16 protein-coding genes are annotated in these 13,194 nt (G+C 50.3%); all 16 read left to right on the top strand.

Annotated features, from left to right (window positions below; genetic code table 11):
- Window positions 1-17 precede the first annotated feature (17 nt).
- Entirely contained in the window at window positions 18-578 is a 561-nt protein-coding gene (locus MHI43_RS21250) for a flagellar hook capping FlgD N-terminal domain-containing protein (protein WP_015736325.1), read from the top strand.
- A complete protein-coding gene (locus MHI43_RS21245) occupies window positions 575-964 on the top strand; it encodes a TIGR02530 family flagellar biosynthesis protein (protein WP_015736324.1) in 390 nt (129 codons plus the stop codon). Before MHI43_RS21250 ends, MHI43_RS21245 begins: the two co-directional genes overlap by 4 nt.
- Before the next feature lie 74 nt (window positions 965-1,038).
- Window positions 1,039-1,863, top strand: a complete 825-nt coding sequence (flgG, locus tag MHI43_RS21240) for a flagellar basal body rod protein FlgG (RefSeq protein ID WP_015736323.1) — start codon at window positions 1,039-1,041, stop codon at window positions 1,861-1,863.
- Between the two features lie 51 nt (window positions 1,864-1,914).
- On the top strand, window positions 1,915-2,139 hold the full coding sequence (locus MHI43_RS21235; protein WP_009594749.1) for a flagellar FlbD family protein: 225 nt from the start codon (window positions 1,915-1,917) through the stop codon (window positions 2,137-2,139).
- Complete coding sequence (locus tag MHI43_RS21230; RefSeq protein WP_009594755.1) at window positions 2,136-2,600, top strand: flagellar basal body-associated FliL family protein; 465 nt, start codon at window positions 2,136-2,138, stop codon at window positions 2,598-2,600. The genes MHI43_RS21235 and MHI43_RS21230 overlap by 4 nt, the downstream gene beginning before the upstream one ends.
- A 35-nt stretch (window positions 2,601-2,635) precedes the next feature.
- Entirely contained in the window at window positions 2,636-3,634 is a 999-nt protein-coding gene (fliM, locus tag MHI43_RS21225; RefSeq protein ID WP_009594751.1) for a flagellar motor switch protein FliM, read from the top strand.
- Window positions 3,624-4,886 carry a flagellar motor switch phosphatase FliY gene (gene fliY / locus MHI43_RS21220; RefSeq protein WP_015736322.1) on the top strand — a complete coding sequence of 421 codons (1,263 nt, stop codon included), beginning with the start codon at window positions 3,624-3,626 and terminating at the stop codon, window positions 4,884-4,886. The genes fliM and fliY overlap by 11 nt, the downstream gene beginning before the upstream one ends.
- Window positions 4,887-4,915: 29 nt before the next feature.
- Window positions 4,916-5,281, top strand: coding sequence for a response regulator (locus tag MHI43_RS21215; RefSeq protein ID WP_006211317.1), 366 nt, complete (start codon window positions 4,916-4,918; stop codon window positions 5,279-5,281).
- A gap of 11 nt (window positions 5,282-5,292) precedes the next feature.
- The gene (locus MHI43_RS21210; protein WP_015736321.1) at window positions 5,293-5,817 is read left to right on the top strand and encodes a flagellar biosynthetic protein FliO; all 525 of its coding nucleotides are present in this window, start codon (window positions 5,293-5,295) and stop codon (window positions 5,815-5,817) included.
- Window positions 5,814-6,566, top strand: a complete 753-nt coding sequence (fliP, locus tag MHI43_RS21205; protein ID WP_009594726.1) for a flagellar type III secretion system pore protein FliP — start codon at window positions 5,814-5,816, stop codon at window positions 6,564-6,566. The genes MHI43_RS21210 and fliP overlap by 4 nt, the downstream gene beginning before the upstream one ends.
- A 40-nt stretch (window positions 6,567-6,606) precedes the next feature.
- Window positions 6,607-6,876: a flagellar biosynthesis protein FliQ gene (gene fliQ, locus MHI43_RS21200; RefSeq protein ID WP_009594725.1), complete on the top strand. Its 270-nt coding sequence runs from the start codon at window positions 6,607-6,609 to the stop codon at window positions 6,874-6,876.
- A gap of 11 nt (window positions 6,877-6,887) precedes the next feature.
- The gene (gene fliR, locus MHI43_RS21195; protein ID WP_015736320.1) at window positions 6,888-7,676 is read left to right on the top strand and encodes a flagellar biosynthetic protein FliR; all 789 of its coding nucleotides are present in this window, start codon (window positions 6,888-6,890) and stop codon (window positions 7,674-7,676) included.
- Between the two features lie 20 nt (window positions 7,677-7,696).
- Window positions 7,697-8,785: a flagellar biosynthesis protein FlhB gene (gene flhB, locus MHI43_RS21190; RefSeq protein ID WP_015736319.1), complete on the top strand. Its 1,089-nt coding sequence runs from the start codon at window positions 7,697-7,699 to the stop codon at window positions 8,783-8,785.
- Between the two features lie 24 nt (window positions 8,786-8,809).
- Window positions 8,810-10,843 (top strand): flagellar biosynthesis protein FlhA, encoded by a 2,034-nt coding sequence (gene flhA / locus MHI43_RS21185; protein ID WP_015736318.1) that lies wholly within the window; start codon window positions 8,810-8,812, stop codon window positions 10,841-10,843.
- Window positions 10,840-12,279 (top strand): flagellar biosynthesis protein FlhF, encoded by a 1,440-nt coding sequence (gene flhF, locus MHI43_RS21180; RefSeq protein WP_036659217.1) that lies wholly within the window; start codon window positions 10,840-10,842, stop codon window positions 12,277-12,279. The genes flhA and flhF overlap by 4 nt, the downstream gene beginning before the upstream one ends.
- Window positions 12,276-13,166 (top strand): MinD/ParA family protein, encoded by an 891-nt coding sequence (locus tag MHI43_RS21175; RefSeq protein ID WP_036659219.1) that lies wholly within the window; start codon window positions 12,276-12,278, stop codon window positions 13,164-13,166. The genes flhF and MHI43_RS21175 overlap by 4 nt, the downstream gene beginning before the upstream one ends.
- The last annotated feature ends 28 nt before the right edge of the window (window positions 13,167-13,194 follow it).

Here is a 13,194-nt window from a genome sequence, read left to right as displayed (position 1 = left end):
TGAGGAGGTGAGCTTGGATGGCAACAGATCCGGTATCTACGAAAAATATGTGGCCCAATTATGCCAAAGGGAACATCAGCACTAAAAACGGAAACGGCCAAGAGCTTGGGAAGGACCAGTTCTTAAGCATTCTGATTACGCAATTGCGGCATCAGGATCCGCTTCAGCCGATGCAGGACCGGGAATTTATTGCCCAAATGGCCCAGTTTACTTCCCTGGAGCAGTTGATGAATATCAATACGCAATTGACGGCAATGAGCCAGTCTTTGGGTGCTGCTTCAAGTTTGATCGGTAAACAGATCAGCTGGATGTTCAAGCCGGAGGATGGCTCGGATTCCGTCATGAAAAGCGGTCTTGTTGATTCCATCATCGTCCGCGACGGCGTCCATTACGCAAAAGTCGGTGAAAATGAAGTATCGCTTGACCAGATCGTGAAAATCGAGAACGCTATGGCCGAGAAGGATCCAGGAGCAACGGATCCCGTTTCTTCCGAACCTGAAGCAAGCAATCCGGATCCGGGAGAGCCTGAAACCGGAGACCGGGGACAAGGTGAAGAGCCTGGGGGAACCTCGCCATGAGTGACCGTATGATGATCGGGAATTTATTTCCCGGGAAAATACATCCCGCAGCGCTTCACAATGAGCGAAAAACAGCGCAAGCTCAACATCATCCTCCACCCGGAACGTTCCAGGAGCTCTTAAATGAGAATCTCCTTAAAATTAGCAATCATGCGGCGAAGAGACTACAGCAGCGCGGCATTGAGTTGAAGGGTGATCAGCTGGAACAGATCCAGAGTGCGGTGGACAGAGCCGCAGCAAAGGGGAGCAAGGAATCGCTCATTCTGATGAAAGACATGGCCCTTATCGTGAATATTCCGAATCGGACCGTAGTCACGGCGATGGATGGCAAGGCGATGAAAGACAATGTGTTCACGCAAATCGATAGTGCAGTTATTATCTCATAAATCTGGCTGGCCCGTGAGGAAGCCAGGCGGCCGCTGATCGACAGAAGCGGTCCATAACAGAAGGAGGAAAATCGATGTTAAGATCCATGTATTCCGGCATTTCCGGAATGAGAGGTTTCCAAACCAAACTTGACGTCATTGGTAATAACATTGCCAACGTAAATACGGTTGGGTTTAAAGCGGGACGAGTTATGTTTAAAGATATCCTCAGCCAAACGATGTCCGGCGTTACGCCGGGAACCGACGATCCATCCGGTGGCGTAAATGCGAAGCAGATCGGTCTCGGCGTATCCATCGGCTCGATTGATACTTTGCATACGCCAGGCAGCGCCATGATGACCAATAATCCGAGGGACCTGAGAATTGACGGAGACGGATTCTTCATGGTGAAGCTCAGCGAGGATCAAGAAGTGCCTTTCTTGACTCGTGCCGGCGACTTTCATATCGACGTAGCGCGTAACTTGGTCACATCGGACGGTATGCTCGTTCTCGATTCGGCGGGTGATCCGATCCAGCTAGACGAAGAGGTTACGTCTTTCACAATCGCGCAGAATGGCGCCATCATTCAGAAGATGAGTGACGGAACGACGGAAGAAGGAGCCATTATCGGCGTTGCGAAAATTCCGAATCCGGAAGGCCTGGAAAAAATCGGAGGCAATATGTATCGCGTGACCCTGAATGCAGTTCCGGATGGTGATCTGGCTGCCGTCATGTTTGAAGGGAACAACGCGGAAGAAGGAACCGGTGCGATTATTGCCGGTCAACTTGAAATGTCCAACGTTGACTTGACAGGCGAATTTTCTGAAATGATCGTCGCTCAGCGCGGCTTCCAAGCTAACTCCCGGATTATCACGACTTCGGATGAAGTGCTTCAAGAAGTTGTCAATCTGAAACGATAAGGATGGATAGGGAGGGGCCCTCCCCTCCCTAATTAAACAAGGAGGCTATCCATGATATCGGTAACGAGGTTAAATGGTTCGCAGTTGTGGCTTAACGCGCTGTTGATAGAAATGGTTGAGGAGACTCCTGACACCTACATTACTTTGATTAATGGAAAACGGATGATTGTGCTTGAAAGTGCAAATGAAATCATCGCTTCCGTTAAGGCGTATCACCACGAGGTAGGCATTCATCAAGCCACCATTAAAGTGCAGCAATTGGAGGAACCTTCATGAAAAAGATGCTCCCCTGGTTAATTACGATCCTGTTATCGATTACGCTGATTGTCCTGGCCATCTTCCTGTTGTCGGACAAGCTGCTTGGCGATAACGGGAAAAGTCAGGCTTCGGCCAATGCCGCGGCTTTATCCAAGTTGTCGGCCGACGAGATCGTAAAGATGACATCGGAAATAACCGGTATCAAGACGAATCTGGCAGATCCTGAATTTGTTGCCCAGATGGCCTTTGCTTTTCAGCTTAACGATAAAAAAGCAAAGGAAGAATTCGATAAAATCAAGGAAATCAAGATCAAACCGATTATTATCAAAACGCTGGCCGACACGAAACCCGAATTACTGAATGACTCCAAAGGGCGCGAACAGTTTATTGCCAAGCTGCAAAACCTGATCAATAAGTCGTTAACGTCCGGTCACTTGATTCAAATCGAAATGACAGAAGTAATGATCGTAGGTATCTAGACTGTTCGTCGGACGACCTGTAAGGGGGTGAGTAGATGGTTGATGTTTTATCGCAGAATGAGATCGATGCCTTATTGGCCGCTCTCTCTTCAGGGGAAATGGATGCTGAAGAACTGAAAAAAGAGGAAACGCAAAAGAAAATCCGTTCTTACGATTTTAAGAGGGCCCTCCGTTTTTCGAAGGATCATATCCGAAGCTTGACTCGGATCCACGAGAACTTTGCACGCTATTTGACGACCTACTTCTCGGCGCAGTTACGTACTTTTGTGCAAATCAACGTAGTGCAGGTTGAACAGCTTCCGTATGATGAATTTATTCGCTCCATACCAAAAATGACAGTTCTTAATATATTTGAAGCCGAACCGCTCGTAGGTCGGATGGTGCTCGAGGTCCATCCCAACATTGCCTACGCGATGCTGGACCGATTGCTTGGAGGTACGGGCATTGCTCCGTCTTCCATCAGCTCGATGACCGAAATCGAAACGATTATCATGGAGCGCATATTCAGCCGGGCGTTCGATAGCCTCCAAGAGGCATGGAAAACGGTGCTGGATATATCCCCGCGCCTCGAAGCCTTGGAAACGAATCCGCAATTTATGCAGATCGTGTCTCCGAACGAAACCATTGCGCTAATATCCCTTAGCACAAAAATCGGCGATACCACGGGCATGATTAACCTGTGCATACCGCATGTGGTGCTAGAGCCGATCATGTCCAAGCTGTCCGCGCATCAATGGTTCATCTCGGAGAAAAAAGCGAGCGTTCCGGAGGAAGTGGATGCTCTTAAACAGCGCGTAAGCAAAGCCAAACTTCCGATCGTTGCCGAGCTGGGCGTTTCGCAGCTTACCGTGTCCGAGTTCTTAGGACTGAGCGTCGGCGACGTTATTTCGTTAAACAAGCCGATGCATGACGGACTATCCATCAAGGTCGGCGACAAATTAAAGTTTATTGGCAGTCCCGGAACGATAAAAGACCGGGTTGCTGTACAAATCGATGAAATTGTCATCGAAGGAGCTGAAGAATTTGACGAGTAAAGATTATTTATCCCAGGAAGAAATCGACGCTTTGTTAAAACAGTCGGAAATGGCATCACCAGCATCAATTCCTTCGGCGGCGACTGTCGATGACGTATTAACACCCCTGGAGCAGGACGCGCTAGGTGAGATCGGTAACATAACCTTCGGCAGCGCTGCAACCGCCCTGTCCACCTTGCTGGGCAAAAAAGTGGATATCACGACCCCCAGAGTTTCGATCATTAAGCGAAGCGAGTTCGAGGAAGAATTTCCGAAGCCGCATGTTGCGGTACATGTTAAGTACGTGGACGGATTTGAAGGAATTAACTCGCTGGTCATTAAAACACGCGACGCGCAGGTCATTGCCGATCTCATGTTAGGCGGGGAAGGCAACCCCATGGAAGAGGAACTCAATGAGATTCATATCAGTGCCGTTCAGGAAGCGATGAACCAGATGATGGGGTCTTCCGCAACGAGCATGTCGACGATTTTCAACCGGTTTGTCAATATATCGCCGCCAGGCATTGACATTCTCAACATGGCGAACGGCGAAGGGGTCAACAACCTGCCGCCGGATGAAACGCTGATTAAGATTTCTTTCCGATTAATTATCGGTGAACTTATTGATTCAACCATTATGCAGTTGCTGCCCGTCCATTTCTCCAAGGATATGGTTCACATGCTCATCAACGGGACAGAAGAACCGCAGCCTGCGAAGCAGGAAGCTGCTCCGGCGGTGGAAGCACCGGCCAGTGCCCAGGAGTCGGTACAAGCACCGGTTAATCCGGCGCAAACCCAAGACATGGGTCAAGGCTACGATTATGGACAAGGCTACGGTCAGCCTATGCCAGGACATGGCGGGCCCATCCCGCAGCAATCCATGCCATACGGTCAGCCGCAGATGCCTTACCAAACACAGCCGCAACAGTATGGCGGCATGCCGAATCGCAATGTGAATGTACAGCCCGTGCAGTTCGCTAATCTGCAATCTGCACCTTACACCCAGGTGGATGAAAACAATCTGAACTTACTGATGGACATTCCCCTTAAAGTCACCGTAGAATTAGGGAGGACCCAAAAGCAAATTAAGGATATCCTGGAAATGTCGCAAGGTTCGATTATCGAGCTGGACAAGCTGGCCGGTGAGCCTGTTGACATCCTCGTCAATCATAAACTGATTGCCAAAGGCGAGGTCGTTGTCATCGATGAGAACTTTGGTGTGCGTGTGACGGATATCGTAAGCCAATGGGACCGGATTCAAAAATTACAATAGCACAAACATTTTAGGGAGGATTTTTATCAATGGCTAACCGAATTCTGATCGTGGACGATGCTGCATTTATGAGAATGATGATCCGTGACATATTGGTCAAGAACGGATTCGAGGTTGTGGGGGAAGCACAGGACGGTGCACAAGCAATCGAGAAATTTAAGGAACTTCGTCCAGATCTGATTACGATGGATATTACGATGCCGGAAATGGATGGTATCGCAGCGCTTAAAGAGATTAAAAAAGTAGATGCCAATGCCAAAGTAATTATGTGCTCTGCCATGGGTCAGCAAGCGATGGTTATTGACGCAATCCAAGCCGGAGCGAAAGACTTCATCGTTAAACCGTTCCAATCGGACAGAGTTATTGAAGCCATCAACAAGACGCTTGGCGTATAAGGATTCTTCTTATGATGATGGCAGCTTCTGACAGATTGGGCTCAAGTAGTACTACCGGGTATTATTTACAGTTGTTTTATGTCTTTATCGTACTTGCCATCATCATTGCGTTGATCGTGTTCCTGATTCGCTTTCTAGGCAGAAAGAATCAGAGCTGGATGCAGGGCCGCTCCATTCGTACTTTGGGTGCGGTTGGTATGGGCCCTAACAAATCCCTTCAGCTCGTCGAAATTGGGGGCAGCATCTATGTGATCGGAGTTGGCGAAGACGTCCGGTTGGTGGACAAAATTTCTGATCCGGCTGAAGTTGCGCTTATCCAAGCTGCATTTGAACAGGATTCTGGAATACATAATGGGGCACTGCCGCCTTTTATAACGAAACTGGCGGCAAAACTCCGTAAAGACAAACCACCGGAAGAAATGGAGTTGGACGATACATCTTCTTTCCATGAAGTGTTCGAATCCAAGCTGCGCAGCGTACCGAACCGGAAAGAAAAGGTCGAAGAATTGCTGCGGGAGGATCATAAGGATTCATGAATAAAAAGATCTCGTACGCTATCACGATTTTCATCATGTTTGGATTATTGTTTTCCCATACGGCATTCGCGGATCCGATTCCGAACATTGATATTCAAATCGGTAATGAGGGAGATGCACCGGGGACAAGCTCTTTGTCCTTGATACTCCTGATTACCATTCTTAGTATTGCACCGGCGATCCTGGTGCTGATGACAAGTTTTACAAGGATTGTTATCGTGCTCGGCTTTGTCCGTACTTCGCTCGGAACACAGCAAACACCGCCAAACCAAGTGTTGATCGGCCTGGCGCTGTTCCTTACCTTGTTCGTTATGGCTCCCACGTTGTCCTCGATGAACGAGGTCGCGCTGCAGCCCTACCTCAAAGGGGAGATCACTCAAGCGGAAGCGCTGGATAAGGCTCAAGACCCGATGAAGAAGTTCATGTTCGCGCACACAAGGGAAAAGGACCTGCTGCTGTTCATGAATTACACAGGCGCGGAGAAACCCGAATCCTACGAGGACATTCCATTAACGGTTTTAGTTCCGGCATTTGCCATTAGCGAGCTGAAGACGGGTTTCCAAATGGGTTTTATGATCTTCATCCCGTTTCTGGTCATCGATATCGTGGTTGCCAGCGTGCTGATGGCAATGGGGATGATGATGCTGCCGCCGGTCATGATCTCGCTGCCATTCAAGATTCTGCTCTTTGTTTTGGTGGACGGCTGGTATCTGGTAGTGAAATCCATGCTGATGAGCTTTAACCCGTAGCAATAAGCGGCAAGCAATTCGAATACAGGGGGACTAAGCCGTGAGCGCTGAATTTATTATCGGTCTGGCAGGACAAGCGGTCTATATTGTGCTCCAGGTGAGCGCGCCGATGCTGGTTCTCGCACTGGTTGTGGGACTAATCATCAGTATTTTTCAAGCGACAACACAAATCCAGGAACAGACGCTGGCTTTCGTACCCAAAATCATTATCGTTCTTGTAGCGTTACTGCTGTTTGGTCCTTGGATATTAACGACGTTAGTGGATTTTACGCACGGTATTTTGGACAATCTCTACAAATATATCGGATAGGCTGAGTGTCCATGGAATGGTTGCAGCAAAGTTTACCAGTTTTCATGCTTATTTTTTGTCGAATAACATCTTTTTTTGTAATATCGCCAGTGTTTGCTTCGCGCGGTATACCTTCTTCTTACAAAATAGCCCTGTCGGCCATTATCGCCCTGATCGTCTATCTATCGTTCGGGCTCGGGGAAGTGGTTCCGCAAGATCTGTCTTACGCCATCTTAATCGTCCAGGAAGTGCTGGTGGGACTGCTTCTAGGTTTCACTGCTTATCTCATCATGGCTGTCGTCCAAACCGCCGGGGCATTAATTGATATTCAGATCGGTTTCAGCATGGCGAATGTCATCGACCCGTTTACGGGGACGTCCACCCCATTAATCGGGAACTTCAAGTATTATCTCGCTCTGCTGGTGTTCCTGAGCATGAATGGTCACCATTATTTGTTTGATGCGATTATGTACAGTTATGATTGGATCCCGATCACGGGTGACGTGTTTGGGAAGATCCATGAGGGCAACGTAACGGACTTTCTCGTTCGGACATTCTCGCACTCGTTTGTATTGGCGATTCAAATGGCGGCTCCGCTGGTGGCAGCCCTGTTCCTGACCGATGTCGGGCTTGGCTTTCTGGCAAGGACGGCTCCGCAGTTCAACGTGTTTGTCATCGGGATTATTATCAAAATCATCGTTGGGCTCGTGCTGCTGATGCTGCTCATGCCGATGCTGGTGTCCCTGTTTGATCATCTGTTTGCCAAAATGTTTGAAGCGCTCCGTGAGCTGCTCGGCGTTCTTGGCGACGAGCCGACTTAAGGAGGATGGAGGTGAAGCGGATGTCATACCGGTATCCGGTCGACTTACAGCTGTTCGCTGGCGAAAAGACGGAGAAAGCCACACCGAAGAAGCGCCAGGATACGCGTAAGAAGGGCCAAGTTGCCAAGAGCATGGAGGTATCGGGTGCATCGGTTTTGCTGGCGGCTTTCTTCTGCCTGTTAATCTTTGGCGGTTATATGAGGGACCGCACCGTTCGACTATTCACCGATATATACATTAATCGGCTCTCCATGAATGTAACGAAAGATAATGTGATGGAGCTGTTCGGGGAATATGGCGTTCAAATCTTGCTTCTGCTCGCGCCTTTGTTCATTTCGATTTTCGTTATAGCGCTGGTCGCTAATTATTTGCAGGTCGGGTTTATGTTAACCGGCGAGACGCTGAAAATGAAGTTCAGCAAAATCGACCCCATCAAGGGGTTCAAGAATATATTCTCGATGCGTTCGTTGGTCGAGTTTTTGAAATCGGTCATCAAGTTGACCATTATCGGTTACCTCGTGTACAGCACCTTGTGGGCTGCCAGGGAGGATTTATCCTCCTTATCGACGATGGGACCCGATACCATCTTTCATTTCGTGGCCGATATCACCATGTCGCTCGGTTTTAAGATTGCCATCGGGCTGATTATTCTGGCCGTTCTGGATTACATGTATCAGAAATACGATTACGAGAAAAACATTCGGATGTCCAAGCAGGACATCAAAGACGAGTACAAAAAAATGGAAGGCGATCCGCTGATCAAAGGAAAGATCAGGGAGCGCCAGCGTCGGATGGCACTTCAGCGGATGATGCAGGAAGTTCCGAATGCCGACGTCATCATCACGAACCCGACCCACTTTGCAGTGGCGATCAAATATGACGGGTCCACGATGGAAGCTCCGCAAATCATTGCAAAAGGCCAAGATTTCATGGCCTTGCGGATTAAGGAAATCGCGAAGGAACACGGAATTATAACGATGGAAAACAAGCCGCTGGCACGCGCTTTGTACCAACGGTCGGAAATCGGGGATTCGATTCCGGGAGACCTGTTCCAGGCCGTAGCGGAAGTGCTGGCCTATGTATATAAACTAAAAGGTAAAGCGAAATAACTAGGGACCGGAGGCGTCTGTGCAGTGAAAATAAAAGATCTATCTGTCCTTGCGGGTGTCATTGGCATCGTACTCATGATGATTCTTCCGATCCCGATATGGCTGCTCGATGTACTTCTGATTATCAATATCTCGCTGGCGCTCATCATTTTGCTGGTGGCCATGAATACGAAGGAAGCGCTCGATTTCTCCATTTTTCCTTCCTTATTGCTCATCACGACACTCTTTCGGGTAGCGCTTAACATATCGACAACGAAGCTGATCCTTTCGGAAGCTAACGCGGGCGAAGTTGTTGCCACGTTCGGCAAATGGATTGCCAACGGCGAAATTGCGGTTGGCTTCATCGTCTTCTTGATCCTCGTCGTCGTACAGTTCATCGTCATTACCAAAGGCTCGGAACGGGTAGCCGAGGTTGCGGCAAGATTTACCCTCGACGCGATGCCGGGTAAGCAGATGAGCATCGATGCGGATCTGAACGCGGGTCTGATCAATGAGCAGCAAGCCAGGGAGCGCCGTAGCAAGATCGAGCGGGAAGCCGACTTTTACGGCGCCATGGATGGTGCGAGTAAATTCGTCAAGGGTGATGCCATCGCCACGATCGTCATCATGCTGATCAACCTGATCGGCGGATTTATTATCGGGATCTCGATTCACGGCATGTCGTTCGGAGATGCGATGAGCACCTACTCGATCCTGACGATCGGAGACGGATTGGTCAGCCAGATTCCGGCGCTCTTGATTTCCACGGCAGCGGGCTTGATTGTTACGCGTGCTTCATCCGAAGGAAATCTGGCGGAGGATCTGACCGGTCAGCTCTTCTCATATCCTCATCTGCTGTACATTGTTGCAGGAACCGTTCTGCTGCTGGGGATCTTCACACCGATTCATCTGATCACGACCGCACCGATTGCACTCGTACTATTTATCGCGGCACGGACGATGCAGAACAATTTGGATCGCAAGCAGGTGGAAGTGGAGCAGCTGGAAGAGGAACAGCAGATCGAAGAGGTGCGAAGCCCGGAAAGCGTGATCAACCTCTTGCAGGTCGATCCTATCGAATTCGAATTCGGATATGGGTTGATACCGCTGGCAGACGCTCAGCAGGGCGGGGACTTATTGGACCGTATCATTATGATTCGGAGACAATGCGCGCTTGAACTGGGACTCGTCGTGCCGGTCATCCGGATTCGCGACAATATTCAACTAAAACCGAACGAATATGTCATAAAAATAAAAGGGAATGCTGTCGGCGGCGGTGAATTATTATTAAATCACTATCTCGCCATGAGCCCGGGATACGAGGACGATTCCGTAACAGGGATCGAAACGATGGAACCGGCGTTCGGGCTTCCTGCGTTGTGGATTGACGAAGCCATGAAGGAACGGGCGGATCTGGCCGGTTATACCGTTGTGGATCCACCGTCCGTCGTTGCTACCCATCTGACGGAACTCATTAAGAGACATGCCCATGAGTTGATCGGACGCCAGGAAACCAAGGCATTGGTCGACAATATTCGAGAAAGCTATCCGGTCCTTGTGGACGAGCTCATTCCTTCCGTGCTGACCATCGGGGAAGTGCAAAAGGTATTGGCCAAGCTCCTCCGCGAGAAGATCTCCATCCGGGACATGGTTACGATTCTCGAGACCCTTGCCGACTACGGGCATTATTCGAAGGACCCTGATGTCCTTACCGAATATGTAAGGCAAGCCCTCTCACGGCAGATTACACAGCAATACGCTCAAGAAGGAGAGGCGATGCGGGTCATCACGGTCGGACCGCAGCTGGAGAAGAAGATCGCCGAGAGCGTTCAGCAGAGCGACCAAGGAAGCTATCTCGCGATGGATCCGGCATCCACGCAGAGCGTGTTTCAAAAGCTCAGTGAGCAGGTCAATCGGATTATTCAGATGGGACAGCAGCCCGTGCTGCTGACCTCGCCGGCCATAAGAATGTATCTGCGGCAGGTCATTGAACGAAGCATGCAGGATATCCCGGTGTTGTCCTATAGCGAGCTGGAGCCTAACGTCGAAATTCAAAGTGTCGGAGTGGTGAACTTATGAGAGTGAAAAGGTATATCGTCGACACGATGCCTGAGGCGATGCAGCATATTCGTACGGATTTGGGTGCGGATGCCGTCATACTGAGCACGAAGGAAACCAAGGTAGGCGGGTTCCTCGGGATGTTCACCCGCAAGAAAATAGAGGTGATCGCGGCGGTAGAGCAGGCGGAAAAGCCCAAGGGCTCTTCGCCGGTCAAGCCCAAAGTTACGCCTTCTGTTCCATCAGGGGCGGTACCCAAAGCCTACCAGCGAACGGCTGAAATTTCGAAGCAAGGCCCTAAAACCTCCCCGCTTCCAGTGAATAACGCGGATGCCGCAGCGGATGCGCGGCAAGAGGCCGACTATAGCCGCTTTGCCGAGTTACTTAGCCAGGTGGCAGCTTCCGAGGAGGTTGTGGACAGGCAAAAGGACGGGGTCAGCCAGACGCAGCAGCCTGCAGTGGCTGCTCCGGCAGCGGTAAGCAGCGATTCAACGGAAGCCGCAGTTTCTGTTGAAGCAAAGAAACCATCCCGCGGGGGACAGGAGGAGTCGTTAAGTTCACGACTGGGAATCAGCGAATCCGAACAGAGAGTCCTTGAAGAGCTTAAGGAAATGAAGGAATGGATCGCGCGATTATCCAGGCAGAATCTGGAGGCGCAGCATCTTCCCGAGCCGCTGCATGTTATCCGGGACCAATTGCTGAAGCAGGATCTATCGGCCAAGCTGGCGGAAGAGTGGCTCGCGGCCGCGGAAGATGCCTGGAAAGCCAGCCAAATGCAGATGAGCGAGACCGAGCTTCTGAACGTGATATACAAGCAGGCCGAGGCGTTCCTTGAGGGGCGTATCGGCGACGGCGTTCAGCCCGGGACCCGGATCGTATATGTCGCTGGCCCAACGGGGGTCGGCAAAACAACCACGATTGCGAAGATCGCTGCAGAGCAGCTGTTCCGTAATCAACGCAAGGTAGGCTTCATTACGTCCGATACGTATCGGATATCCGCCGTTGAACAGCTTCGCACTTATGCTTCCATTCTCAATGTGCCGATGGAGGTCGTGCAGTCGCCCGGTGACATGCAGCGAGCCCTTCAGAAGCTCCAGGACTGCGATTTGGTATTAATGGATACGGCCGGCCGGAACTATCGGAATGAGCTGCTCGTTTCCGAGCTTCAAAGCCTGTTCTCCCATTCCGATCAAAGCGAAACTTATCTTGTTCTCAGCCTCACATCCAAGAGCAGCGATATGATCGAAATCGCGGATCATTTCAGCAAATACGAGCTGGATAAGGTTATTTTCACGAAGATGGATGAAACCGGAAGCTACGGCGCCCTGTTTAATCTGATCGATGCCCACAACCTTCGCTTGTCTTATATGACCAATGGTCAAAATGTACCCGATGATCTGTTGATGGCCACCCCTGAACGGTTATGCCATCTGCTGCTGGGAGAGAGTCGTACATGACGGATCAAGCTCACTCGCTTCGCCAGTTGGTTTCGGCCCAGCAGCCAGGGGAGAGCGCCAAGGCGACCTCCGCAAGAACCGCCAAGATCATAACGGTCAGCAGCGGCAAGGGCGGGGTTGGGAAATCCAATTTTACGTTGAATTTTGCATTGACTTTGCAATCGATGGGAAAAAGGGTTCTGGTCTTTGATGCCGATATCGGCATGGCAAACATTGACGTTCTGATGGGTGTAAGCTCTCGGTACAGTCTGTATCATCTCATTCGCCGGGAGAAGAGCATAGAAGAAGTGATTCAGTATGGGCCGGACAAGCTGCCTTACATTGCCGGAGGTTCGGGCTTGGCGGACATGATGTCCCTGTCCGAGGAAGAGATGGATTATTTCATTTCCCAGATCGAGCGCATTGCTTCCGGGATGGATTACATCATCTTCGATACAGGGGCCGGCTTATCCAAGGAAAACATGAAGTTTATTACGTCCGCTGATCAATGCCTTGTCGTTACGACGCCGGAGCCGACTTCCATCACGGATGCCTATGCGTTGATCAAGGTGGTCCACGGCACGGAAAGCAAGGTTCCGTTCAGCCTGATCGTCAACCGTGCAGGGGACGAGGAAGAGGCTCGTGAGGCGGCGGGCAAAATTATTTTGACGGCCCAGCGTTTTCTGGACATCGACATCAAGCTGCTCGGCTCGATTGCCGATGATACGCATGTAGTCCAGTCCGTCAAGCGGCAGGTTCCGTTTACGGCAGCTTATCCACGGTGCAACGCTTCCAGCGATATCAGACGGATCGCGCTTCGTTACATGGCCGTTCCTGCTGCCGCGGAGCCGGAAACTCCAAAGGGAATCAAAGGATTTATGCATCGCTGGCTTAAACGTACGAAATGATTCTTCGGTTGGATTAATGGAAATAGGA

It is taken from the genome of Paenibacillus sp. FSL H8-0457 (genome assembly GCF_038051935.1).
GTDB classification, from domain to species: Bacteria; Bacillota; Bacilli; order Paenibacillales; family Paenibacillaceae; genus Paenibacillus_AQ; species Paenibacillus_AQ lautus_A.
The sequence above is the reverse complement of the archived record's forward strand: the minus strand, read 5'-3'. Positions and strand labels throughout refer to the sequence as shown.